The sequence below is a fragment of the Rhodopseudomonas rhenobacensis genome, from assembly GCF_014203125.1.
Taxonomy (GTDB): domain Bacteria; phylum Pseudomonadota; class Alphaproteobacteria; order Rhizobiales; family Xanthobacteraceae; genus Rhodopseudomonas_A; species Rhodopseudomonas_A rhenobacensis.
On sequence record NZ_JACHIH010000035.1, the window covers coordinates 20,595 to 42,726 of the forward strand.

Here is a 22,132-nt window from a genome sequence, read left to right on the forward strand (position 1 = left end):
TCGTCGCCGCATCGCGCGACGGCTTATGATCGATAAAATTCGAATTAGTTTGATGCGAGAATTTTTCCGATTGTCGTGGCTTGTTCTGCGGCAGCGACCACGAGCGCTCTTGCGGAACGAGATGCAGCACTAGCCGTACATCACAAGGGTGTCGTCGTCGGCGCTGGTCGCCAACAATCGAACAGAGGCGGCAATTGACCAGTTTTCCTTTTGAAATGCCCCCGGGCCATTCGTTGGTGGTCGCCGAAACGACGGCGCGGCCGCGGGTGCTGTTTCTCGGGCTGCGCGGCATTCCGCACGTCCAGGGCGGCATCGAGAAACACGTCGAGATGCTGGCCAAGGAACTCGCGGCTTCCGGCTGGGAGGTCGAGGTGATCGGTCGCAGCCGCTATCTGCCGAAGCGGGCGTCGCGGTCATGGAACGGCATCCGCATCGTCGCGCTGTGGGCGCCGCGCCGCATGGCCTTCGAGGCGGTGGTTCACACCTTCATCGGCGTGTGTCTGGCGGCCTGGCGCCGCCCGGACATTTTGCATATCCACGCCGTCGGCCCGGCGTTGCTGGTGCCGCTCGCCCGGCTGTTCGGGCTCAAGGTGGTGGTCACGCATCACGGCTACGACTACGACCGGCAGAAGTGGGGCGCGCTGGCGCGCCGCGCCTTGAAGCTCGGCGAATTTCTCGGCATGCATCTGGCGCATCGGCGCATTGCGGTCTCCAACGACGTCGCCAAAACCATGACCGCGCGCTACGGCGCCGCTGTCTCGTTCGTTCCCAACGGCGTCGCGCTGACCCGCGCGACTGCCGACACCAGCATCGTGGCGGAATTCGGCCTTACCCCAAAGCGCTACGTTCTGCTCGCCGCGCGATTAGTTCCGGAAAAGCGCCAGACCGATCTGATCGAGGCGTTTGCGAAATGCTATGCGCCGGGCTTTCAGCTGGTGCTCGCCGGCGGCGCCGAGTTCGAAACGCCGTATGCGCGGCGGGTCCGGGCGATGGCGTCGGACGTTCCGGGCGTGGTGCTGACCGGATTTCAATCCGGCGACCGACTCGCCGACCTGTTCAACCATGCCGCGCTGTTCGTGCTGCCGTCGAGCCACGAGGGCATGCCGATCGCGCTGCTGGAAGCCATGGCGGCCGGGCTTCCGGTGCTGGCCTCCGACATCGTCGCCAACCGTGAACTCGGGCTGCCGGCGGACGATTACTTTCCGCTCGGCGATATCGACGCTTTGGCCACCGCGATGGCGCACAAGCTTGCCAATCCGCTCAGCGCCGAACAGGTCCGCGCGCAGGTCGCCCAGGTCGAGCACGCTTATAGCTGGTCCGGCGTCGCGCAGAAGACGGAGGACGTGTATCGCGACCTGCTGCGCAGCCCGCGGCCCCAGCCGCGCGAAGCGCCGCGCGGGTCGGCATAGCGTTTTCGCGCGAGGTCGCGCGAACCGTCTAGCCGGCCGGCGTGCCGCTCAGGCCCGCAAGCGCAGCAACTGGCTCTTGGCGAGCCGCCCGGCCACGATGCCGATGCACATCGCAAGGCTGTCGACCAGCGCGTCCTCGAGCCGGGCGTGACGGGTCGACAGCGGGATCTGGATCGCTTCGAGCGCGAGACAGAACCACACCGCGCCGATCAGCAGCAGCGAGGTCTTCTTCTCGAAGGCGAAGCCGAGCAGCAGGCCCGGCAGCAGAAACGCCCCGAAATGCTCAACGTCGTGCTGCAGCCCGGTGACTGGCCGGTCGTCCGCCGGCACGATGGTCAGCAGCACCAGCGCGGCGACGCCGACGCAGGCCAGGATCCGCAAATATTTCATGCCGTCTTGTAGGCGAACGCGGCTGTCGTGAGAAGCCATCGGCCGGCGCCGCGGGGCCGGCTCACGCCTTGCAAGGAACTGCCGGAGATGGCGTGCGATCATCGCCGGTCCAGCTCGGCCAAGCAGCCAAGCGCCATCCCGTTTAGCGGAGCGGTCGGGAATGGTGCCCTGGCCGGCACCGAATAGAGGCTATAACCGATTAATAAATCGGCGGTTTGTAGCTCCGAAAAAACAGCGATACCAGCACGGATACCAAGCCGAATTTAGCCAATTTGGGTTCGATTCCGGGGGGCTTGTGCGGGCGCGATCATACGTCATGATCTACTATATTTCCCTACGGGGCGCAAAACCGTAAAAGCAGGGCGTCAGATACAACGCGGCGACGGAAGATCGTCTGCGTCGGCCACACGGCGCTGGCTGCCGTGTCTGAAGGACCCGCGTGAGAAAATAGTACAACCACCGACCTCACCGGGCCTCATCGAACTCGTGTTTCGGACGCCATGAGACGGGATCTGCGACCCAGCGGTTGATGTCGGATTCGCGCCAGCCTGCGCCGTTGACGCTGATTCTGATCTGGGCCGGGAATGTCCCCTCCGTAATCTTGCGGTAGATGGTGGAACGGGACAGTCCGGTCCGAGACAGAACGGTTTTCAGGCGGATGATTCGGTCTGGTTCTGGCATCTTTACGCCGCTTCCTGCTGACTGCTCTTGATCCAGTCAGAGCAAGCAGTGACGCGCGCGCAAGAGCATTTTTCGTGCCGTCCTAGCGGGGTGTACAATCGGCGGCAAATACTTGTGATCGGCGGGATCGATCAATGTCGCCCAAAAGTGTGGTGAGGTTTTGGGAAAACGACAAGCATCAGATCAGAGCCCGATCCCTCGTCCTCTGCCAAGGCCAATGCCATGATTGAAGGCGAGTTCTGCGCCGAGGCGGCGGCCTGTCTCGAACTGGATGCCGAGTTGCTGCTTGCGGCCCGCGAGAATGGATTCAAGCTGCGGATCGCGCTCTAAGCTCTTGGCCATGGAGCCCATGGCCGCCCGCGTGGATTTGTAGCCCGACATGTCGCCCGCCTGATACTGGTGCTGGCTGGTCCGGTCGAGCTTCTGCCAACGCTCCACGAAACGGTCGGCGCGACGGCTGGGATCGGTGCGCATTTCGGTCTCTAACTGGAGGGCACGGACGGCGCGGTTGACCCGGCCTGATCCCGCTTCGCGAGCGAGGTTCGGGTCTTTGGCATAAGCCGCTTCGGCGTCGCGCCAGCCATGCGGACGCACGTCCTCAAAGGCTTTCCGGGCGTCGGTCAGTTCGCGCATCTGATCCGGGCCGGCCTTGCCGTCGGCATTCTCGGCGCTGAATATCGCGTCCACCGCGCGGGCATGACGCTTGAGAGCTTCGGTCCGGGCTATGCGTGATGCCGCCTCCGGGTCTTCGGCAATTTCTCTGCTTGGAGCTACAGAGTCGCGCCGCGCCTCCACACTCGCGCTTTCCCTTTCCGGTCGCTGGACGGCGTCGTGGCCAGGCGCGCCGTCTGCAGGCAGGCGCAGGCCGTCAAAAATAGCGCGCAGCTTCTCCGGCACGAGTTTCTGGACAATTTCGGCGACACGCTCGCGGAAGGTGATGCCGCGACGTTCGGCGTAGTCTTGCACCGGATCGGCGCGCTTGTAATCCGACGCCATGTCCTTGGCCCGATCGCGCGACAGGGTGCGGACCAGCCGGTCCTGACCGGCAAAGTCGTCACGGCCAAAATGCAGGTCCATGCCGTCGCGATGTCGCGACAGCGCGACATAGCTGCCGTGGGCATCCATGCCCGGCGTTGCCAGCACATGGGTCCGGTCCACCGTCATGCCCTGCGCCTTGTGAATGGTCGCGGCATAGCCGTGGTCGATGCGGTTGTAATCCTTGAGGTCGAACGAGACGTTGCGCCCGTCATCGGTGCGCACCGACATGGATTGCTGGCTGACATGCTCGATGGTGCCGAGCGTGCCGTTCTTCACGCCGAGACTGCGTTCGTTTTGTAGGAACATGACGCGATCCCCACTGGCGAAGCTGCGCGCGCCGCGTTCGACCGTGACACGCATATCCTCGCCGAGATCGCCCGCTACCCGCATCCGGTCCCGCGCCCCCTCGTTGAGCGCGCGAACCTCGTCGTTGGTATGGGTGAGGATGATGCGGCTGCGGTCCGGTGATGCCTGCCGGTCGCGGTCCCAGCGGTCGATCAGATTTTTGCGCGCGTCCTCTCGTGTCGGGGCGGCATGGACCATGCCGTTTTCGTCATAGGCATGGATCGCTGCGCCAGTCGTACCGGTCGCCAGGTCGCGCGTGGCGTCGCGCTGCCAGTTCTCCAGCTGGCGGCGCACCTCGCCGATCTCGACGCCGCCGTGGCGCTCATGAATCGACCGGAACGCCGCGCCGGCTTCTATTGCTTGCAGCTGTTGCGGATCTCCGACCAGCACCACCTTGGAACCGGCCTCGGCGGCATGGGACAGCACGCGCTCCAACTGGCACGTGCCGACCATGCCGGCCTCGTCGATCACCAGGACATCGCGCGCGCTGAGCAGGTCGCGGCCCTGGCCCCAGCCATGTTCCATGCTGGCGATGGTGCGTGACGCAATGCCCGATCCGCTTTCCAGATTCTCGGCGGCGATGCCGGACAGCGCCACGCCCCGGACCTCGTAACCCGCGGCTTCCCATGCCTCCCGCGCCACGCCCAGCATCGCGCTCTTCCCCGTTCCGGCATGGCCGACCACGATCCCGAGATCGCGCCCGTCCGTGACATGCGCCAGCGCGTCGGCCTGCTCGCCGGACAGGGCAAGGCCGCGCTGTTCGGCGCGAGCCAAAGCAACTTCGCGGTCAGCGTCCTCCACCGCATGGCGTTCCCGCTCGGCCATGAGTTCGGCAGCGCGGTGCAGGCGCTGTTCGGTCTCGATCATGTCGCGGGTAGTGAAGCGGTCTTCGCCGCGTCCGTCCTGTCCGAGTTCGACCAGATCGGGTGCGCCGCGCATCGCGCCCATCACTGCGTTGAACTGGTCGATCCCGTCGCTGTGCCGATGTGCAAACTTTGCCATGTCGCGCGGCGTGAAGGTCGATTGCTGATGCGTGATCGCGTCCAGCGCGATGGAGGGATCGGCAATAATGCGCTCGCCGTTGCCGCGCGCGATCTCGCGGTGCATCTCCGCACGGTCGGCGGCCTCGAGCCCTTCGCGTTCGATCCGCTGCGCGGATGCGCCGATCTGGCTTTGCGGCTCCAGGGCGATGCCCTGCGCCTCAAGACTGCGATGGTCGATGCGCGCGTCGATGTCGAGTTCGGCCAGACGTTCGTTGGCGAGCTCGGCCCAACGTTCGCGCCAGCGTTCGACCATCTGCGTGCGGTTCCAATCCCGCACCTTCGGGCCGAAGCCGTTTTCGTTCACCGCTCGCATGGTCAGCATGACATGGGCGTGGGGTTTGGGCATGCCGTCCTCGGCGATGTCCCAATGCACATTGAGATCGGCGATCATGCCGCGGTCCACGAACTCCGACTGCGCGAAGTCGCGGGCGAGTTCGATGCCCTGCGCCTGCGTCATCTCGCGCGGAATGGCGAACTCGACCTCGCGGGCAAGCTGCGCATCCTTGCGGATCTCGAACGCTTCGACATCGTTCCAGAGCCGTTCACGGTCGCTCCATGCCGCCGGCGCATTCTCCGGCAGCATCACCTCAGAATGGACGACGCCGCGCTTTGCGGAAAAGTCGTGGCTGCGGTCCAGGCGCTCGTCGCGCAACCGCGAGCCCGAGCGGTAGGCGGCCGACGCCACCGCGCTGGAGCCAGACTTGCGGCCAATGACCTTGACGTGAAGATGATAGATCGCCATCGCGATCGGATCATTGCCACGGCGAAGCGAACGTCGGAACGACGTATAAGCGCGCCCTCCCTCGAAAAATTCTCGGACGGGACTACGCCGTCTCAAACCGTCCCGGCGACCTTACAGCCTTCCGCAAGCTGCTCAACTATCATCGCTCCATCAACATTGCAGGAGGACGTGATGCGCAAGCCGCGGGATTTCGACGGGGAGCTAAAAGCGCTTCAGGACAAGGCGCGAGAACTGAAGACTCGCAAGGTGCAGCAACTCGGTGAGCTGGTCATCGCCACCGGGGCTGACGCACTCAGCACCAACGAACTGGCGGGCGCGCTAATCGTGCTGGGCGAAACCAGGGATGCCGGAAGGAGGGAGGCATGGGCGAAGCGCGGGGCCGCGTTCTTTCAGAGCCGGGCGCGGCGAAATGCACCGGCATCTGACGGCGACGCGGGCGGCGCTGCGGCGCAACCGGGCGGCGCGCCATCGGCATCAGGCCGCAAGGGCGCGGCATGACATGCGTTCGTGGCAAGTCGAGCGCCGCAAGCGTACGCGGCATCTGATCGAACTCGGCGGCCTTATCGCCAAGGCCGGGATTGTGGAGCGGACCGGCGACGACCGCGCCATGATTTACGGCGCGCTGCTCTGGATGGCCGACAAGCTTCGAAGTGATCAGCGTGAACTTGCACGGGGGCTCTGGGCCGCGAAGGGAAAGCAAGCTTTCGAGGCAGAGCGCAATGGAGAGAAGCTCACCGTCTCGCAGAAACAGGAAGATCGGACATGACCTATGGCGGACAGCGCGGAGATTCCAGATATCGCAGCGCTGCCCGCCATCGCGCGGCTTGGCGCCGACCGAATGGCACCGTACAATATCTGCGGCCCCCTGCGCTCTGAGCGAGGCGCAAACAGCCCGATTGTAGATCGGCTCGGGTTTCCGACGCCGACCGGCACGTTAAGCTATTGATCCAATTTGCAGTGGAATTTGCAGTGGAACGATCACTCTCGGGCGCTTGTTCACATGCCGACCGCCGAACTATGCTGACCGGCTCCGGAGTGGCGCGTTGTTGTCGCGCTGGCATCGCCGATCGCGTACACGGCAAAGCGCCTCACGATGATATCCGGATCGGGTGCCTCATCGTATGGGGCGGACGCGGACTGCGATCCGCGCCTGCTCCAGATGAAGCCCGACCAGGTCGCACATCACGTCGGCTTGCTCCAGCACTTTCGCCCCGCCCGCGCTGACGCCTCATTGATGAGAACCGAAAGCGGCATATTGATCATGTGCGCGGGATTGCTGACATGGGTGAGGGGGGCGCTCGACGATCTTTTGGTTGGCATCGAACGGCACGTGGTCTCGCACGTCAGAACCGCAATCTCCAACGGGATTCACCCTTCAGCATTTCCGCAGGCTCGTGAATACTGATCGAAAATTGACCCACATCGGATTTGGCCTGCCCCCCTTTGATTCCGTTCGCTCGGTTTACCGATTCGCGCTGACAGCCGCCTGTAGAATGCAGCAACGTACTGGATAACGCGACTTCGGGATGATCCTCGACAAGCAAGACAGTTCCGACTCCGTCCGCGACGGCTCTGGCTTCTTTCATCGCTGAACGAGCTTCGCAACCGGCGGCCAAAGCCGAAGATGGGCATCCCGTGCGCTAATGGCGGAACGGCTTGCATGCGCTCCGTAATGTCCCGGGTCCCAGCCAACTTTTTGATATTGACCGAACCGCCCGCTTGATGGCAAAGCCGTGCACCTGCGAGTCCAGTGCCCTTACTGTTGATCGGCACCGTGTCTCGCACGCTATCGGCATGGGGTCCCGAGAAGGCCAAGGCGGTCACGGCCGCGGCGCGCAAGATCGCAGTCCTGTTTTAGAACGCCGTACGTCACGGAATGGAGTACGTCGATCCCGGCGCGTCATTCTATGAGACACGGCACCGAAAGTGCGTGATCGACAATCTACAGTGGCGCGCCAAGCTGTTCGGATTTCTCCTGCAGCCAATGGAGGCTTCGCCTGCCAGCGCGGTTTCTTAGGAATCGTTCTCCAGTGTCAGCTCTCTGATCTTGGCGTGCAGCAATTTCACATCGACGGCGGGGACTGCCAGAGCCTCCCGGCCCGAAAACTCCCGAGACTACCCCACTCAAGCTGCACCTTGCGGGTCGTGATCCGGTTGGGTGGGCATCGAAATGCTCGGCCAGCTGAACCAGCGTTCGATCGCCCTTGACGGCGGCAAGCGCCACCTTGAAGCCCGCTGTGTGGTTTCGGGGCGGTCGTCTGAGCATGGTATCTCCTGTTACGGCGACTATCGCCGCTGTCAGGCAGAAACTCCAATTATCGTCCTGCAGATTTTCGGGGCCGGCTCTCAATGCGGGACCCTCTCCGAATCGATCAATCGGCAATTCGTACAACCGTCGTTAGGCCGGCGATAGACATCAGTATTCGACGGATAGTCATTCCACAGTTATACCCTTTCGCGCCGATTGCATAAAACGGGGGACACCTTGACGGATCTTAAGAAAAAGAAGGCCAAGGAGCTCGCTGAAATCTCAAGAATTCCACCGCTCGAAGTCGACCCGTCGCCGGGCGGTGCGGGTATCCTGCTGAGCGATGAGATCACGCTGTTCGCCGAGGAGCACAATTTGATTGCGCCTTTTAAAAAGGCGAATCTAAAGCCAGCAGGATACGAACTAACGGTCGGCGACGAATATTTCATGTCGGGACAGTATATGACGCTGGACAGCCATGTGACCATCCAGCCATTCGAAGTGGCCGTCATCAAAACCGGGGAAAGGGTGCGGCTTCCCCGGTTCATGATTGCTCGGTGGAACATCAGGGTCCGACATGCCTATGCGGGCCTATTATGGGTGGGCGGCCCTCAGGTTGATCCGGGCTACGCGGGCTACTTGTTCTGTCCGATTTACAATCTGTCCGACAAACCCGTCACCCTGTATAGGGGCGAAGAGCTCGCGCTGATGGACTTCTCACGGACCACGCCGTTCAACCCTGCAAAGGGAAAGGAATTGGTCCGGTACAAATTCCCGCCGACGCGCATCATCCTCGAGGAGTTCAATATCATCGACTTCCAAAGCGCGTTGTTCACGCGCGCGGGGCGAAAGATCGAGGAATTCGAGGAATCATTGAAGACCCTCGAGGGCCGCTTCATTCAGTTCACGCAGATCTCGTTTGCGGTTTTCGCGATGGCGCTGACGTTGCTCGCTATCTATTCGAAGGCGGGGTCGACCGCGCTTGATGAATATGCAGGTTATCTCGGTCCCTTGACGCTGGGGCTTTCGATAGCAGCTTTCGTCATGGCATTCTTCTCGCACTGGCAGTCCCGTCTCTCCAGAGTCTCGCTTGATCGCTACCCGGCCCCGTTGAGCCGGAGGATCCGTGAGGTCAGACGCTTTCTGAGCATAAGCTGGATCGCCTCCATGGCAGTCTGCCTATTCGTCGGCGTTGGCACCCTATTTGTCGTCCAATATCTGGCGCCACACAAAAGGTACGAGGAGCAGTCGGCGAAAATCAGCGTGTCTGACAAGAATGCCTCGGACGCGCTGGCGATTGCAAAAGCAATCGAGCAGAGAGTTCTCACTTTGCAACGAGAAAACGAGGAACTGAGGAGGGGTAGCCCGGCGCAGCCGCAACAGCAGAGCCCGCGCACCAACCCTTGAGGTGCTGCCCGCTCACCTGGCCCGGCCTTTTCTTCCCCGCTTCTTGCGTCTGACAGTCGGCTCGACAGGCTTTGGCTGTTGAATCGATGCGGTGAGCTCGTTCACGCGCGACGTGAGCTTCTCGAACTGGTCTCGATATTCCGCGGAAAGCTTGTCGATTTTTTCCTGGGTCTGAGCCGTCTTGTCGTTAGCCGCCTTGGTGTCGCTCCCTGCACCTTGCTGGATAGTAGCTATCAATGAATGGGAATTCTGGGCCATCGAAATGAACTGTTGCCCGATCTGATAGAGGCTGTAGCCGAGTCCGGCTAAGGTCAGGAGCGTGACGAAGAGCGCGAAGCCGGCGGCCCCGATTCCGAGACCCTGAAGCCGTCTATCGAGCCTTTCGGTAGTTTTCAGGGAGTCGGCGGCGCTGAGCGCCGCCTGCTTCGCTGCCTCGGCTGAGACCGCGATGGCGGCAGGGATAGAACTTTGAATCGGATTGGGGCCATTTGCCTTACGGAGATATTGATCCGGTTTGAAATTCCGTTTTCCCTTCGGAAACCCCCGAAAATCTCGCGGTCGAAGCGCCAACTCTTCGTCAGGCTCTATGCCGAAGGTCGTTTTGGTGAACTCAATCCAGATCAACGCCTCGCTCGTGTCGATGCTGTAGTCTGACGACGTGAGATTGTGCAGGGGAATCAGAAGCTTGCCATGAAAGCCGGGATCGACCAGCGGTCCTGTACCGAGCAACAATCCTCTGTGGACGTGCGTAATCCGAAGATTGAAGCGTATCGCGATATAGTTCGGCAGCCGGAAAATCGGCTCGACTTCGACGAACACGATGGAGTTCGCCTTGAGAGTTAGTGGGCTGCCTTTCTCGATTGTTGCGTCCATTCGGAGGCCCGATCCATCCCACGAGATGACCTGTCCGCCCATGAAAACTTCATATGATGCAGACTTCAGTTGCGCCATCGAGAACGGATGCAACATCCCGGTTACGCGAGCGTAGTCGGCGATTTCGGCTGATGACAGAAGGGCGCGAGGTATGCTTGGAAAGGGATCGAAGTTCTCGAATCGCTCGGCGCGGGCTAGAGCTTCTGTATCGTTCTCGGCGATTCGGTTGAGGTCCATTGAAAATACTCGGAAGCTGAAGAGCGAGAGTAATGCAAAATCGATATGTAGGCGATGTCGGCGATTTCGCAAAATACGCTCTGCTTAGAGCGCTCGCCCGCAGCACGAACTTCCGAATCGCAGTGATATGGTACTTGTACACGGACGAAGACCACAATGCGGACGGGCGGCACATCAGCTACCTCCGCGATCCGGTTCTTGCACAGCTTGATCCCGAATTGCATGCCGGGCTCGCCCGCATCGTTGAAAAGGGCCGCAGAAGCGTGCGGGCTATAGCGGCTTCAAAGCTACTGCCGGCGAACACGACTTTCTTCCCGGCCTCGATCTCGGACAAGGCCGAAGATGCGAAACTGGTGCGCTCCGAACGGGCACGTCATCGGGCGGTCTGGCTGAAGAAGGCTCTCACGACTGCCCGCGGGCATGAACTTGTCTTCCTGGACCCGGACAACGGAATCGAGACTATTTCGGTGCATCAACATTCGCCAAAGAGCGGAAAGTACGCGTATTGGAATGAGCTCGAGGCGTTCTGGGCACAAGGCCACTCGCTGATCGTCTATCATCATTTAAACCGCACGGCGACCGTTGCACGGCAGGCAGAAATCCTCCGCGAGAAATTCACGGAGAGATTCCCGGACGCGCCGCTGATCAAGCACTTCCTCGCTCGGCGGGGATCATGCCGTCATTTCTGGATCGTCTCGCAAGACCGCCACCTTCGATCACTCTCTGCGGCAATCGACAGGATTTCTCAGGACACCTTGCGGGCCTGCCTCGAGCTGGGCTGAGCGTCGGGCTTTTCTTCGAAATCCGACCTCGGAACGAGACTGTTAGGTCCGAGACCGATCCGATCGATCTTCCTCCCTAACGGCGCCTCGATCACACGCAGGAAGTCGCGTGCAAGCACGCTCTGCCTGCCGTCGCGCAGGGCACTATCCAGGTAGTCGACATGGTTTAGGACGATCGACGTTGGCTGGTTGGCCTGGATCGCACGGCGGACGACGTCCATTTCGAAGCGGCCGATGCGCCGCTCTTTGTGCGTGGCTGTGGTCAGTTCCCTGTAGTCCTCCGGCAGGCCGGCTTGGGCCGCCAAGTCCTTCCAGGTGATTTCGTCTTCCAGCGGCCCCGACGGGCCTGCGACCCTGATCGGATGGGCCCGCAGCACGAGGACAATCTCCTCGACGTCGCGCGGGCTCAACCCGGCTTCACTCACGAATGCCGCAGCAGTCGTGTCTCGGCTGGTCGCATGCGGATAGAAACCTCCGTGAAGGAGCGACAGCCCGAAGCCCTGGGAGCCCTCGATCACGATCCACTGGTCCTCCTGCAGGATTCCGCGCATCAGGTCGGCGGTGTCCCGCAGATACGGTCGCAAGCGGTCTTCGTGGGACGCCAACCGCACGGAAGGGGACCTGCTGGCACGACGTGTTAATGCTGCGCCGGTTCCGGATCCAGTGGAGCCGATCCGGTCAATGAGCCCGGACGAGCGTTCGGCTTCCCGATCCTCGGCCGTGATCAAGCCGGCGAAGGGACTTACGACCACGCGATCCGGCCCGAGCCCCAGCTCGGCGACTTCCCTCTCGAATATGTCAACGTCGATCAGGGCGCCCGGCGGAAGCAATGCAATCGTACCCTTCGCGAACACGGATGCCGGCAACTGACGCAGGGACCGTAGCATGCCGTTATCGTCGACGATGGTATGGCCGGAATTTGTCCCGCCGACACGGATGACGCATCGCGCATCGCGCTCACGCGCAACGGTGAGAGCCACCTTTCCCTTGCCCTCGGAGCCGTATTGGCCCCCGACAACTACTGAGACAGGCATCTATCGCTCTTCGACAGGTCCGATATTAGCCGCATCAGTGTTTGCTCCAAATCTGCCAAGCTGCCTTCGTTCTCCACGGTCACCTGCGCGAGTTCCGAAAGCAGGTCGATCCCCGCCTCCACCGGCTGACCGTCGGCGACTGCGAACGGGACGACCGTGTCTTTATACCGGTTCCTGCGTGTCTCATCGCTTGCGAAGATATGCAAATGGATGAATCGGCTTCCGAACCGCTCGACAAAAAATGCTCGATCTTCCGGAAAGCGCAAGCCGTCAACGACGATAATGCGCTCTTGGCCGATTCGGTCAAGAACGCGTTCACATAGCCAGCGCTGCCCCTTCTCGCGGTGAATCTCGTCGCCGACGAGCTGCCGGGTCGCCCGATCCAACGAGCCACCGGCTGCTGTGATTTCGTCGTCGATGACCAGGCTAAAACGGGTATAGGCAAAGCCCGCCTTTTCTAGCATGCGCGCGGCGGTCGTTTTGCCGGAGCAGATACGCCCGCTGATGCCGATGACAAGCGGCATGTCCTCCGTGGCGGTCAGCTTCGGCACAATCAGCGCTCCTTCCGTCGGTCCGCTCAGCCCCTCGTATTTACCCGCCAGAAAGAACGAGCCCACCAATGCAGCGGTGATCGCGTCCAACTCGTCATGCGTGACGTCTTCGGCAACGTATCGTCCGCGGATCCCAAACTCCGAAAGACCGCGCTTCAGATATTCGATCCCGGCTCCCTTGCGCGGAATTGCCATGATGTCCTGTGCGGCTCCGGGATAGCTTTCGATCACCGCGATTCCCTTGGCACGGATCCGGGTTGCAAGCAGCATTCCTCGGCGGGTAAGCCCCTGCATACTTGGCAGCAGTGCGGGATAGACGTTGACCCCTCGTCGCTTCAGTTCGCGCTCGCATTGACGCATGATTCCGTACTGCTGACGTCCCGGATCATTATCGGTAACGACGGTGCGTCCGAACGGAAGTGAAAGCGGAGAGTCGATGGACACCAGAGAGGGCTTGAGGGCGATGATCCGATCGATCATCTCCTGATCGGAGTGGACAGTGAACGTCTCCGCCATGTCGCCATCCAGCGTGCACCACCCCGAACCGCGCTGTTCGGAGCCGGTTAGATCGATGCCGACGATGCGGGCACGCTCGGCCGGCGTTCCAGTAAAGATCGAGCGGAAGATTCGAAATGGAACATTGGGCTCCAATGCGCGATCCTCGATCGGGGGAGCCGGCTGGACAAAGATACTGCGTGCGTCTTCGCTGAATGCCGGCTGGGTCAGCCAGAAGTCGTGCTGCACGTTCAGACGGGCCAGCACTACGTCGAGGATGACCGCCATCCCGAGAACGTCGCTTCGGTTGTAAAGCACCAGCCGCTTGAGCGATGCCAAATTGCCCCGCAGATACTCGTGCCACAGTAGGACCGCCGCAGCGCCATCGACGTCCTCAAGCTCCATCCGGAAATCGACGCCAAGTTCGCGCTCGATGTTCTTCTGTCCGCCTGCGAGACCTATCCGCCTAGCAAGATATCGCAGATCGACGTGGTTCGGCGGCAGCGTAATGTTGCCAAACGTCTTGCGGAGGAACCGGAGATCGAACAGCGTTCCGTTGAACGTAACCAGAACGGTTGCGGAGGCGAGATCCCGGAGAAGCGGCGCGGGATCTTCGCCTTTGACGATCACCTTGTATTCGCCGCCGATCGCCCAACCGACGATCGTTATCTCATCATAAAACCAGCTCAGCCCGGTTGTCTCAATGTCGAGAAACAGGACGCGCGCGTTCTGCGAAAGGACCGACGCCAAACGCGCCTCAATCGTGGGGGAACTTTTGCGAGCGGAGGCGGTCGCCCGCTGCCGCGACACCGGCGGCCTGATTCGTTCTGCGTCGAACAATGGAAACACGCTGTCGCTCCGCCCTCATGCGCTGCTGCGCGACTTCGCCGAGGTTAACTCCGATCCTGGCCGGGTGGAAAGCTGCTTTCCCGCAGCGGCTCGCCGAGCATGCATCGCTCCACAACACAATGAAGGCATTCGATCCCGCGCCTAAATCTCCGCCTCTACGCACGCCAAACGGCCTGGAAGACGGGTCTCGGGCCACGCCCTTCCGTCGGCGTTCTTTAACGGTTATGCACGTGCGTGCGACCCTGAAATTGCGTCTTTACGGGGATTTTGCACAACTTGAGGCCCGGCCACCGCATTTCTTCGGCCCGCGTTCGTGTAAGTCCGCGTGGCCTTTGATCCCCAATCCGCGTCCAAGACTGACTCCACCCCGCCGCAAGTTGCGTATTGCTCTAAATTCCGGCAAGCGCCGGGGTCAATGGAGACCGCCTATTGCGGACCCGAAACGCGGGGAAATGGAAAAAGGCGGGGCCAATCCACCGGACGATAGATAGGATTCCGAAGCAGAACCGGGGGCAAGGCGATTGGCCCGGGGTTCTCTCCGAAGTGCCAAGTCGTGGGCAGTTCCCTGATGCGCGTTATGCGCGAACCCGGACCAGGTTACAATTCACGGGCCAAAGTATACCGTCCGTTCCCGGCTGCGCCAGCAGGCGCGACAATGGCAGCCGCTCGCAAGACAAAGCTTTCCAGTTCCGCCGTAGCTAGCAATGTCGAACAATGGGCCGTCAACAAAGCGGTCCACTACAATGAATGGGCCAATTTTGGAAAAAATGACTTCACGCCGGTTGTTGACGCGTTCAAAGAACTGCTCGACTGCTTCCGATGCACCGACTGCCAGTCCTGGCTATACATCACGCCGCGCGGCGGAAGTCCGGAGTGCTCTGAGACCGAACTTTGGACCACCGGCGGTTAGAGTTTTCCGGCTGACATGTCCCGTTGAAGGCCCGCCAATTCCTGCAGACATCACTCACCAGTGGGGGGCTCCAGTCTCATCGCCGATATCTGAACGCGTCTAACGCATTTTCGCCACAGGAGCACGTCGCGGCGGCGGCGAGGGCCGCTACAGGCCGATGCTCAGCTATCGGCGGCATCGATGGCACCACGCAGGCTCCGTAAATCGCGACTGATGATATTTCAAAAAGAAATCAGTTTCGTCTTTTGTATCCGGCACCCCTCTACTATTCGCCGGCGTCGCCGAACGCACGCCAACGTAGCCGGCAGCATCAATTGACTCGCAAGCCAGTGCGATCAAATCTTACGCCGAGGTCTTGGTGAAAGTGGAGGATCCATGCGGCGCGGTCGGCAACAAGAGGGTGACGCTATTCAAGTTCCAACGGTTGCTGATAACGTGGGGGCTGGCATTCCATTCGCACAGCGGCTCAGCTGCACGATTGCCGAAGCGTGCGCGGTTACCGGCTTGGGGCGTACCAAACTTTACGAACTTATCGGAGATGGTCATCTCACAACGACGACGGTCGGTCGGCGACGTCTGGTGCTAGTGCGGTCGCTCCAGTCATTGTTGGAGTCCCGCTTGCCGTGAGCAGATGAAGCCTAATTGTGCGGTTATTTAGCTGTCGCTATGACTTTTACGGACCATCCGGTCTGCGGAGGTACGTTGACGAGCACCCCCGCCTGACAATGCGTGCAGCGAGGATGGCCGGCTGAAAACGCCGCGCCTAGGTCTTCATAATCGAGCCCGGAACGACTTTTATTCAATCCTGCGGCAAGCGCAGGTGCAGGACGCTCCGCGGCGCGCTTGATATTGCTGATCGACAGCGACCAGCGCCTCAGCCGGACGTAAGGCTCGACGCTCGCCGGTGGTAGCGATCTAGGCCGCCTCCCATACTTGATTCAAAATCCGGGCTGCTAGGGCGGCCTTGTCCTGCGGCAAGAAGCGACCGTAGTGATGCGCGACCATATCGGGCGTGTCCTGAATGGCGTAGCTCGCCTGTTCGTAAGAGCCAGTCTGCTTCAGGATGTGCGTGGCCAGAACGTCGCGGACGTTGTGAGGGCCGTGGGGCAGAAGGCCGCTAATTGCGCCGCGGCCGGTGTACGGGTTGTAGATGCCGTACCGCTGGATGGTCAGACGCCAGGCCTCATAGAAGGTGTTCTGATCGTATGAGGCATCCCTGCTGGTCGCCTTCACCGTCTTAATGAAGAAGGTGCCGGGGTCTGCCGCTCCTCTGAGAAGCGTCTCTCGATGTCGACCAATATACGCTTCGATGTGGTCGTAGAGACCGCCAAGGTTTGGTAGAATCAGACGAAAGGGCTTGCTGCCGAAAAACGACGAGTTGGCGTTCTTGAACGCGACGGCTGGAATTAGAACCTCCCAGCCGCAATCGCGCTCGCTCCAACGCAGCTCTCCCCGCTTCATATCCGCGAGTTGGCGCTCGGATCGAGCTAGCTTGCCACGCTCGCAGACCATCAGTTGACGCAGGTTCTTCTGACGCAATCCAAGATGCAACCCGAAGCGCAACATCAGGAACGATCGGACAGCCTCGGCTGCCGAGCGACGATAGAGGCGCTCATCCGGCATCAGCCGAAGGATCTCCTCGGTGATCTTTCGGTACTCGCCGACAGGACTGTCGGCTTCGAGCACCGGCATGATCGGCTCGAAGGGATCGCGATGGACGCGCGCAACACGCTGGATTTCCTTTGCTCGGGATGAGGCGTGCTTGAAGTAGATGTCGCAGGCGTCGTCCCAGTCGGCTTGGGCGCGCTCGATATCCTTCTGCGAAACCAGTCCTTCGATCGGACGTACGCGGGATGCGAGATGAGGATGCTGCCGCAGCCAACCGGTATCTTTGCGCGTCAGAGCGAGCGAAATGCGCAGCATGTCTACTTCCCATGCGGTGTAGAAACCGCGGCGCCGTTCGCGCCATTGTACATACCAGTCCCAGATCGACGGGAAGACGAGTAGACCGAAGGTCAAATGGTTAGACGGCACCCCATAGCCGCGCACCGGACCTTGCGGCTGCGCTGCCAGCGCACCGAACATCAATCCGAGATGCTCGACCTTTTGCGACGCAGTCTCTTCACCCCAAACTCCGTTACGTTGCAGGCCGAACGCGGTAAGCGTCGCGGTCTTGAATCGGATAAGCTCAGCCATCTCCATGGCGAGGGCGGGAGGGGCATCGATAACGCCGGACATCAGGTCGGGGTCAGTGAACGAAGCACCATCATCGTCATATCGCTCATACCGATCTCGACAGCTCTCTTTCGGGGTCTCGGACTGGCCGTAGGCATTGCCAGGAAAGCGGATTGCATAGCGCTGTTTCATCGCGGCTGCTTGATAACGCCTATAGTCCGTAGAGCCATTGATGATAACGCGCCGAACCCATTCCAGAATCTCTTCCTGCGATTCGCGTGACCGCATGTTGAAGTCGTCAGGCAGATGCCATGCAAGCCGTCGTCGTTCCGCAGCGCTTATATCTTCAAGCATATGTCCGGTAGTGGAGCGTGTCTGATGCGGCAGCTTTGCTTTGAAATATTCTGCTGGCAGGCGGTAGCGGCGCTCGATGCGCGCCAGCACCTCCATGCTCGCCGCGCTGCGTGGTGCCTTTGATCCCTGCAGCCAATGACGAATCGTCGAACGGTCGAGGTTTTCGTCATCTCGGACTACCGCGCGATGGAGGTGCCAATAGCTATCACCATGACGGCGCATGTGAAGCTCAAGCGCTTCTGGAAAGGACGTCGGTTCGATCCATTGCTGAAACAGAGGTTCAGGAAACTCCTCGATGGCGCGCGGTTTTTGGCCCGGTTTCTGTCGGTCCATTGCCGCTTTCCGCTTTGATGGGTCAGCCACTCCGCGGCGGCCCTCCGAGCGCTCATCCTTTGAGAGTTGCTTCGAGGGGCGCCCCCGGCGCGGCACAGACGTCGGATTTTTGCGCGACGGGGCAGCAATCGCAGGCCGCCCGGTGAGGGGCTTGGTATTGCGGGTGATGGCGTCGAGGGCAGGTTCGATCGTTGCCTTGGCGTTCCATAAGGCCTTCTCGTCGAGACCACACTGGAGTGCAATTTCTTCCCAATCGTATCCGCGCAGTTTGCGCGGTGGCGTTACAGAACCTGCGATCAGGTGCAGCAGAAACGTTCTGATCCGAGCGCTTTCCTGCGGAGGGAGCACCGGGTCGATACGCAGGCGGCAGAAGTCGGAGATCTTACGAGCGAATAGTTTGGTGTGTGAGGTGTCAGGCATGCGTATAGGGCTAGGCGGTTGTCCATAATGTGGGAGAACGGTCTCCATACCCGATTCTATTCTTCGTCTCTGAGTTTCCTGATCCCATTGGTTGACAGCGAGCTCGCAGGGCAAGCGCCCTTGCCGCTTCGGCGTGGAATAAGGACTCCGCTTTCGGGGTGATCGGCGTCCAATCCGGAGCTCCTCTGCTAGTCGAAGCACGCGAAATCATCACGCGCACGCATACGGGCAAACGCGAGGATAGTCTCTCAGCGGCCTCCCTCGCGTCACGTGATCGTTCGCCGAAAACCGGGGTCAGGTAGTGGGCGACGACCCGTGCTCATTCGCCGCGATGACAAGCATCAACCGGTCTACCATTGGTGCAATCGGTTCACGCGCGGATCTTAACGACCCGCCCATGGTCTCGCAGTCGATCCAGTTCGTCGGCCCACCAGCGCATCATCCGAACGCGCTCTTCCCAGAATTCGGCGGCATGAATATAGGCGCCCCGGACCTCATTCTGCTCTTGATGTGCAAGCTGACGTTCAATGGCGTCGGCATGCCATTTGCCGCTTTCGTTCAACAGCACTGATGCAGTCGATCGTAACCCATGGACAGTCAGCTCGGTCTTGTCGTAGCCGAGACGGCGCAAAGCGGCGTTGAGTGTGTTGTCACTGATCGGACGATGCCAGGATCGCACCGATGGAAAGAGATATTTCGATCCGCCGGTGATACCTTGAAGCTCGCGAAGGATGGACAGTGCCTGATGGGCGAGAGGCACCCGATGCGGGCGCCTCATTTTCATCTTCGCGGCAGGGATGCGCCATTCGGCGTTTTCAAGCTTAAACTCCGCCCATTCGGCCTTTCGGAGTTCTCCAGGTCGGACGAAGAAGAGTGGGGCGAGCCTCAGCGCATAGCGTATCGCGGCGTTTCCCTCGAAGCCATCAATGGCGCGGAGCAAGGCACCCACGGCGTCAGGCTCGACGATTGTTGCGCGGTGAGTGACAGTCGGGGTGATCAGAGCGCCGCGCAGGTCTGCGGCCGGATCTCGTTCGGCTCGTCCGGTCGCGATGCCATAGCGGAACACAGCGCCAACGGTGCTTCGCACGCGGGTCGCGGTCTCATGTCTTCCGCGCTTCTCGATCTTTCTCAGGGCGTCCAGGATTTCAGGCGCCTTGATTTCGGCGATCGGCCGCTTGCCAAACTCCTTGTTGGCAAAATCCAGCAGCCATTGCTTTTTCTTCAGGGTCGTTGGCGCATCTCCTTCGGCCTTGAACTTGTCCATGAGTTCTTTGGCCACGGCCTCAAATGTATGGCTTCGCGCGATGCGCGCATCTCGGCGTTCCGCCTTGCGCTCAATGGAGGGATCGATGCCCTCTGCCAACAACCTCTTGGCATCGTCGCGCTTGGTGCGGGCATCCGCGAGTGAGATGAGTGGATACTGGCCGAGCGCGAGCAGCTTCTGCTTGGCGTCAAAGTTGTAGCCATAGCGCCAGAGCTTTGATCCGGTCTTGGTGACGAGCATGAAGAGACCGCCACTATCGGAGCGCTTGTAATCCTTTTCGGCCGGCTTCAGGTGCCGAAAATAGGTGTCGTTCTTGACCGGCATGGGTTCGATTCCACCCAAAAATCACGATACCATGACCCCCGCAATCTACCATGAAGGATACCATGAATTCGTCCGGATACCAGGAAATCCGGGCGAACGACCGCGCACGAATAAATGCGACTTGTGCCCGACTTTATTGATGACCGGCGAACGAGGGCGAACGGTAGGATGGTGCCCCTGGCCGGAATCGAACCAGCACTCCTTGCGGAACTCGATTTTGAGTCGAGCGCGTCTACCAGTTCCGCCACAGGGGCCCTCGGACCGCGGCAAGCCGCGGTCGCGAAGCGGGCGGAATATAGCGGGCGCGCCCGCGCGGTCAACCCGCTGCCCTTGGCTCAGGGGAAACATCCACCGCGCGTCCAGCAACGACGTCGCCGGGGCACCGAGGCCAACCCCGCCCGACGGAGGCCGGCCATCGCCCTCTCCGGCAGCCCGCCCGCCCCCGTCAGGCGTGCCGGCGAACACCGCGCTTTGATCGCGGCCGGCTCGACAGCGCGCCTGCCCGGGGGTAGGCAGCGGTTGGAACCAGGAGACGATGCCGTGGCGCTGAACAATCTGGCGGACACCCGCAGCAAGGCAGGGCCGGCGGACGCCCGCCGGAACGCGGCGCGGTGGGCGGCGCTCAGCGTCGCCGTGATCGGCGGAGCGGCGCTCGGCGGCGCCTGGTTCTTCCAGCTGGCGCTGAACCTCGTGCCCTGCCCGCTCTGCCTGGAGCAGCGCTACGCCTATTATCTGGCGATCCCGCTGGCGCTCGCCATCGCGCTCCTCGCCCGCCGCGGCGTGCCGCGCGGCCTGCTGCTGGGCGGCCTCGCCGTGCTGGCGCTGGTGATGCTCGGCAATGCCGGGCTCGCCGCCTATCACGCCGGCGTCGAATGGGGGTTCTGGCCGGGGCCGAGCGACTGCAGCGGGCCGATCGTCGATTTCAGCCGCGGCGGGCTGCTCGATAAGCTGGATTCTGTGAAGGTGGTGCGCTGCGACGAGGTGCAGTGGCGCTTCCTCGGGCTGTCGCTGGCCGGCTACAACGTGCTGGTGTCGCTGGCGATGGCGGCGCTGGCCGGGCGCGGCGCGGCAGCGCTGGGGAGCAAGAAATAGCCTAATCGTCGAGATCGTCCGGCCCTTTGCCGAACAGATGGATGATGCCGGGCGTCACCAGCGAGACGAAGATGAAGCGCGACAGATGGTGCGCGCCGACGAACACCGGATCGACGTGCAGCGTCAGCGCCAGCGCCATCATGGCGTCCATCGCGCCCGGCGAAAACGCCACCACGACGTCGCCGATCCGCACCGGCATGGTGAAGGCGATTAACGCGACGAAGCCCGCCGAGAGCGTCATCGCCACCGCGAACGAGCCGAGCGCCGCGCCGATATGGCTGAGAATCGTGCGGGTGCGGATCGTGCTGAACCGCGCCCCGATCAGGGTGCCGATCCCGGTCAAGGCTGCGATATAGGCCCATTGCGGCAGGGTGCCGTCGATCCAGCCGCTGCCGTGCAGCACCGCGGAGCCGAGCATCGCGCCGAACATCCAGCTCGCCGGAAAATTCACCAGCCGCAGCAGCAACGCCACCGCGAACCCGACCGCGGCGAGTTCGGCCAGCGCCAGCGGCGTCGCGGCCAAGCCGCGCGACGGCAGCGGGCCGTGCGTCATCATTCCGGTCGCGGTGAGAAACAGCGGCACGCCGGCGGTGAGGATGATCACCCGCATAATCTGCACCACCGCGATGCCGGGGACGTCGGCCTTGCGCTCGGAGGCCAGCATGACGATCTGCGACAGCGCGCCGGGACTGCCCGCCAGCAGCGCCGAGACGCGGTCCCAGCCGTGGACGCGCTGCAGATACAGCGCGCTGCCGAAGGTCGACAACGCGGTGGCCAGCGCCAGCAGCGCGATGGTGGTGGGATAGGCACTGAGATTCTTGATCAGCTGCGGCGACACCATGGCGCCGAGCGACAGCCCGAGCGTCATCAGGATGGCGTGCCCGACCGGCTGCGGCAGCCCGAGCGGGCGGCCTGCCATGCCGACCGCGGCGACCGCGATCATCGCCCCGGTGATCAGCCCGCCCGGCAGCTCCGCCCAATAGAACAGCGCGCCGCCGGCGGCGCCGACCGCGATCGTCTCGAACGTTCGCAGCAGTTGCGCGCGGCTTTGCGGGGCGATCGACATCGAGATGGGGCGTGGCACGGCAAGACTTCAGGCTGGACCGGGGAGACTGCAACTTGACAGCGGCTTGCAG

The 22,132-nt window shown here is 61.7% G+C and carries 17 protein-coding genes, 1 tRNA gene and 1 pseudogene; 8 read left to right on the top strand and 11 right to left on the bottom strand.

Translation table 11 applies throughout. The annotated features are described in order from the left end of the window. The first annotated feature begins 215 nt into the window (after positions 1-215). Entirely contained in the window at positions 216-1,409 is a 1,194-nt protein-coding gene (locus tag HNR60_RS20530) for a glycosyltransferase family 4 protein (RefSeq protein WP_184261605.1), read from the top strand. 48 nt (positions 1,410-1,457) lie between these two features. Here the strand turns inward: HNR60_RS20530 and HNR60_RS20535 are convergent, their stop codons facing one another. From HNR60_RS20535 to traA, 3 genes are all read right to left on the bottom strand, one after another. After that, positions 1,458-1,799: a VanZ family protein gene (locus HNR60_RS20535; protein ID WP_184261552.1), complete on the bottom strand. Its 342-nt coding sequence runs from the start codon at positions 1,797-1,799 to the stop codon at positions 1,458-1,460. 465 nt (positions 1,800-2,264) lie between these two features. Beyond that, entirely contained in the window at positions 2,265-2,480 is a 216-nt protein-coding gene (locus HNR60_RS20540) for a helix-turn-helix transcriptional regulator (RefSeq protein ID WP_184261554.1), read from the bottom strand. 183 nt (positions 2,481-2,663) lie between these two features. Further along, positions 2,664-5,648, bottom strand: coding sequence for a Ti-type conjugative transfer relaxase TraA (gene traA / locus HNR60_RS20545; protein WP_184261556.1), 2,985 nt, complete (start codon positions 5,646-5,648; stop codon positions 2,664-2,666). A 171-nt stretch (positions 5,649-5,819) separates the two neighbouring features. On the opposite strand from traA, the gene HNR60_RS20550 reads away from it, so the two are divergent. Then, positions 5,820-6,146 carry a conjugal transfer protein TraD gene (locus tag HNR60_RS20550; RefSeq protein WP_184261558.1) on the top strand — a complete coding sequence of 109 codons (327 nt, stop codon included), beginning with the start codon at positions 5,820-5,822 and terminating at the stop codon, positions 6,144-6,146. A 1-nt stretch (position 6,147) separates the two neighbouring features. Then, a complete protein-coding gene (locus HNR60_RS20555; protein WP_184261560.1) occupies positions 6,148-6,414 on the top strand; it encodes a conjugal transfer protein TraD in 267 nt (88 codons plus the stop codon). A gap of 1,253 nt (positions 6,415-7,667) precedes the next feature. Here HNR60_RS20555 and HNR60_RS24510 read toward each other — a convergent pair. Then, positions 7,668-7,914, bottom strand: a pseudogene (locus HNR60_RS24510) (IS3 family transposase); the annotation flags it as partial. A gap of 219 nt (positions 7,915-8,133) precedes the next feature. On the opposite strand from HNR60_RS24510, the gene HNR60_RS20560 reads away from it, so the two are divergent. Continuing rightward, positions 8,134-9,303 (top strand): dCTP deaminase domain-containing protein, encoded by a 1,170-nt coding sequence (locus HNR60_RS20560; RefSeq protein ID WP_184261562.1) that lies wholly within the window; start codon positions 8,134-8,136, stop codon positions 9,301-9,303. A gap of 12 nt (positions 9,304-9,315) precedes the next feature. Here the strand turns inward: HNR60_RS20560 and HNR60_RS20565 are convergent, their stop codons facing one another. Further along, on the bottom strand, positions 9,316-10,413 hold the full coding sequence (locus HNR60_RS20565) for a dCTP deaminase/dUTPase family protein (RefSeq protein WP_184261564.1): 1,098 nt from the start codon (positions 10,411-10,413) through the stop codon (positions 9,316-9,318). A gap of 134 nt (positions 10,414-10,547) precedes the next feature. Between HNR60_RS20565 and HNR60_RS20570 the strand changes: the two genes are divergently transcribed. Beyond that, entirely contained in the window at positions 10,548-11,195 is a 648-nt protein-coding gene (locus tag HNR60_RS20570) for a hypothetical protein (RefSeq protein ID WP_210313704.1), read from the top strand. On the opposite strand, the gene HNR60_RS20575 is transcribed toward HNR60_RS20570, so the two are convergent. Beyond that, positions 11,159-12,229, bottom strand: a complete 1,071-nt coding sequence (locus tag HNR60_RS20575; protein WP_184261568.1) for an adenylosuccinate synthetase — start codon at positions 12,227-12,229, stop codon at positions 11,159-11,161. The genes HNR60_RS20570 and HNR60_RS20575 overlap by 37 nt on opposite strands. Further along, the gene (locus tag HNR60_RS20580) at positions 12,214-14,124 is read right to left on the bottom strand and encodes a ribonuclease H-like domain-containing protein (protein ID WP_184261571.1); all 1,911 of its coding nucleotides are present in this window, start codon (positions 14,122-14,124) and stop codon (positions 12,214-12,216) included. Before HNR60_RS20580 ends, HNR60_RS20575 begins: the two co-directional genes overlap by 16 nt. Before the next feature lie 655 nt (positions 14,125-14,779). Here HNR60_RS20580 and HNR60_RS20585 point away from each other — a divergent pair. Beyond that, on the top strand, positions 14,780-15,034 hold the full coding sequence (locus HNR60_RS20585) for a hypothetical protein (RefSeq protein WP_210313705.1): 255 nt from the start codon (positions 14,780-14,782) through the stop codon (positions 15,032-15,034). 375 nt (positions 15,035-15,409) lie between these two features. Then, entirely contained in the window at positions 15,410-15,661 is a 252-nt protein-coding gene (locus HNR60_RS24515; protein ID WP_184261572.1) for a helix-turn-helix domain-containing protein, read from the top strand. Positions 15,662-15,949: 288 nt separating this feature from the next. Here the strand turns inward: HNR60_RS24515 and HNR60_RS20595 are convergent, their stop codons facing one another. From HNR60_RS20595 to HNR60_RS20605, 3 genes are all read right to left on the bottom strand, one after another. Continuing rightward, entirely contained in the window at positions 15,950-18,316 is a 2,367-nt protein-coding gene (locus HNR60_RS20595; RefSeq protein ID WP_184261575.1) for a hypothetical protein, read from the bottom strand. A gap of 370 nt (positions 18,317-18,686) precedes the next feature. Continuing rightward, positions 18,687-19,904, bottom strand: coding sequence for a tyrosine-type recombinase/integrase (locus tag HNR60_RS20600; RefSeq protein WP_184261577.1), 1,218 nt, complete (start codon positions 19,902-19,904; stop codon positions 18,687-18,689). 169 nt (positions 19,905-20,073) lie between these two features. Next, positions 20,074-20,158, bottom strand: a tRNA-Leu gene (locus HNR60_RS20605). Between the two features lie 286 nt (positions 20,159-20,444). Here HNR60_RS20605 and HNR60_RS20610 point away from each other — a divergent pair. Then, positions 20,445-20,996, top strand: a complete 552-nt coding sequence (locus HNR60_RS20610) for a disulfide bond formation protein B (RefSeq protein WP_184261579.1) — start codon at positions 20,445-20,447, stop codon at positions 20,994-20,996. 1 nt (position 20,997) lies between these two features. Here the strand turns inward: HNR60_RS20610 and HNR60_RS20615 are convergent, their stop codons facing one another. Then, positions 20,998-22,062 carry an AbrB family transcriptional regulator gene (locus HNR60_RS20615; RefSeq protein ID WP_184261608.1) on the bottom strand — a complete coding sequence of 355 codons (1,065 nt, stop codon included), beginning with the start codon at positions 22,060-22,062 and terminating at the stop codon, positions 20,998-21,000. Positions 22,063-22,132 lie beyond the last annotated feature (70 nt).

Bases quoted from the DNA above. Each gene is read 5' to 3' on its own strand.
- HNR60_RS20550 (WP_184261558.1), top strand. From the start codon at position 5,820: ATGCGCAAGCCGCGGGATTTCGACGGGGAGCTAAAAGCGCTTCAGGAC.
- HNR60_RS20600 (WP_184261577.1), bottom strand. From the start codon at position 19,904: ATGCCGGTCAAGAACGACACCTATTTTCGGCACCTGAAGCCGGCCGAA.
- HNR60_RS20615 (WP_184261608.1), bottom strand. From the start codon at position 22,062: ATGTCGATCGCCCCGCAAAGCCGCGCGCAACTGCTGCGAACGTTCGAG.
- HNR60_RS20555 (WP_184261560.1), top strand. From the start codon at position 6,148: ATGCGTTCGTGGCAAGTCGAGCGCCGCAAGCGTACGCGGCATCTGATC.
- HNR60_RS20540 (WP_184261554.1), bottom strand. From the start codon at position 2,480: ATGCCAGAACCAGACCGAATCATCCGCCTGAAAACCGTTCTGTCTCGG.
- HNR60_RS20565 (WP_184261564.1), bottom strand. From the start codon at position 10,413: ATGGACCTCAACCGAATCGCCGAGAACGATACAGAAGCTCTAGCCCGC.
- HNR60_RS20530 (WP_184261605.1), top strand. From the start codon at position 216: ATGCCCCCGGGCCATTCGTTGGTGGTCGCCGAAACGACGGCGCGGCCG.
- HNR60_RS24515 (WP_184261572.1), top strand. From the start codon at position 15,410: ATGCGGCGCGGTCGGCAACAAGAGGGTGACGCTATTCAAGTTCCAACG.
- HNR60_RS20585 (WP_210313705.1), top strand. From the start codon at position 14,780: ATGGCAGCCGCTCGCAAGACAAAGCTTTCCAGTTCCGCCGTAGCTAGC.
- traA (WP_184261556.1), bottom strand. From the start codon at position 5,648: ATGGCGATCTATCATCTTCACGTCAAGGTCATTGGCCGCAAGTCTGGC.
- HNR60_RS20595 (WP_184261575.1), bottom strand. From the start codon at position 18,316: ATGCCTGACACCTCACACACCAAACTATTCGCTCGTAAGATCTCCGAC.
- HNR60_RS20575 (WP_184261568.1), bottom strand. From the start codon at position 12,229: ATGCCTGTCTCAGTAGTTGTCGGGGGCCAATACGGCTCCGAGGGCAAG.
- HNR60_RS20535 (WP_184261552.1), bottom strand. From the start codon at position 1,799: ATGAAATATTTGCGGATCCTGGCCTGCGTCGGCGTCGCCGCGCTGGTG.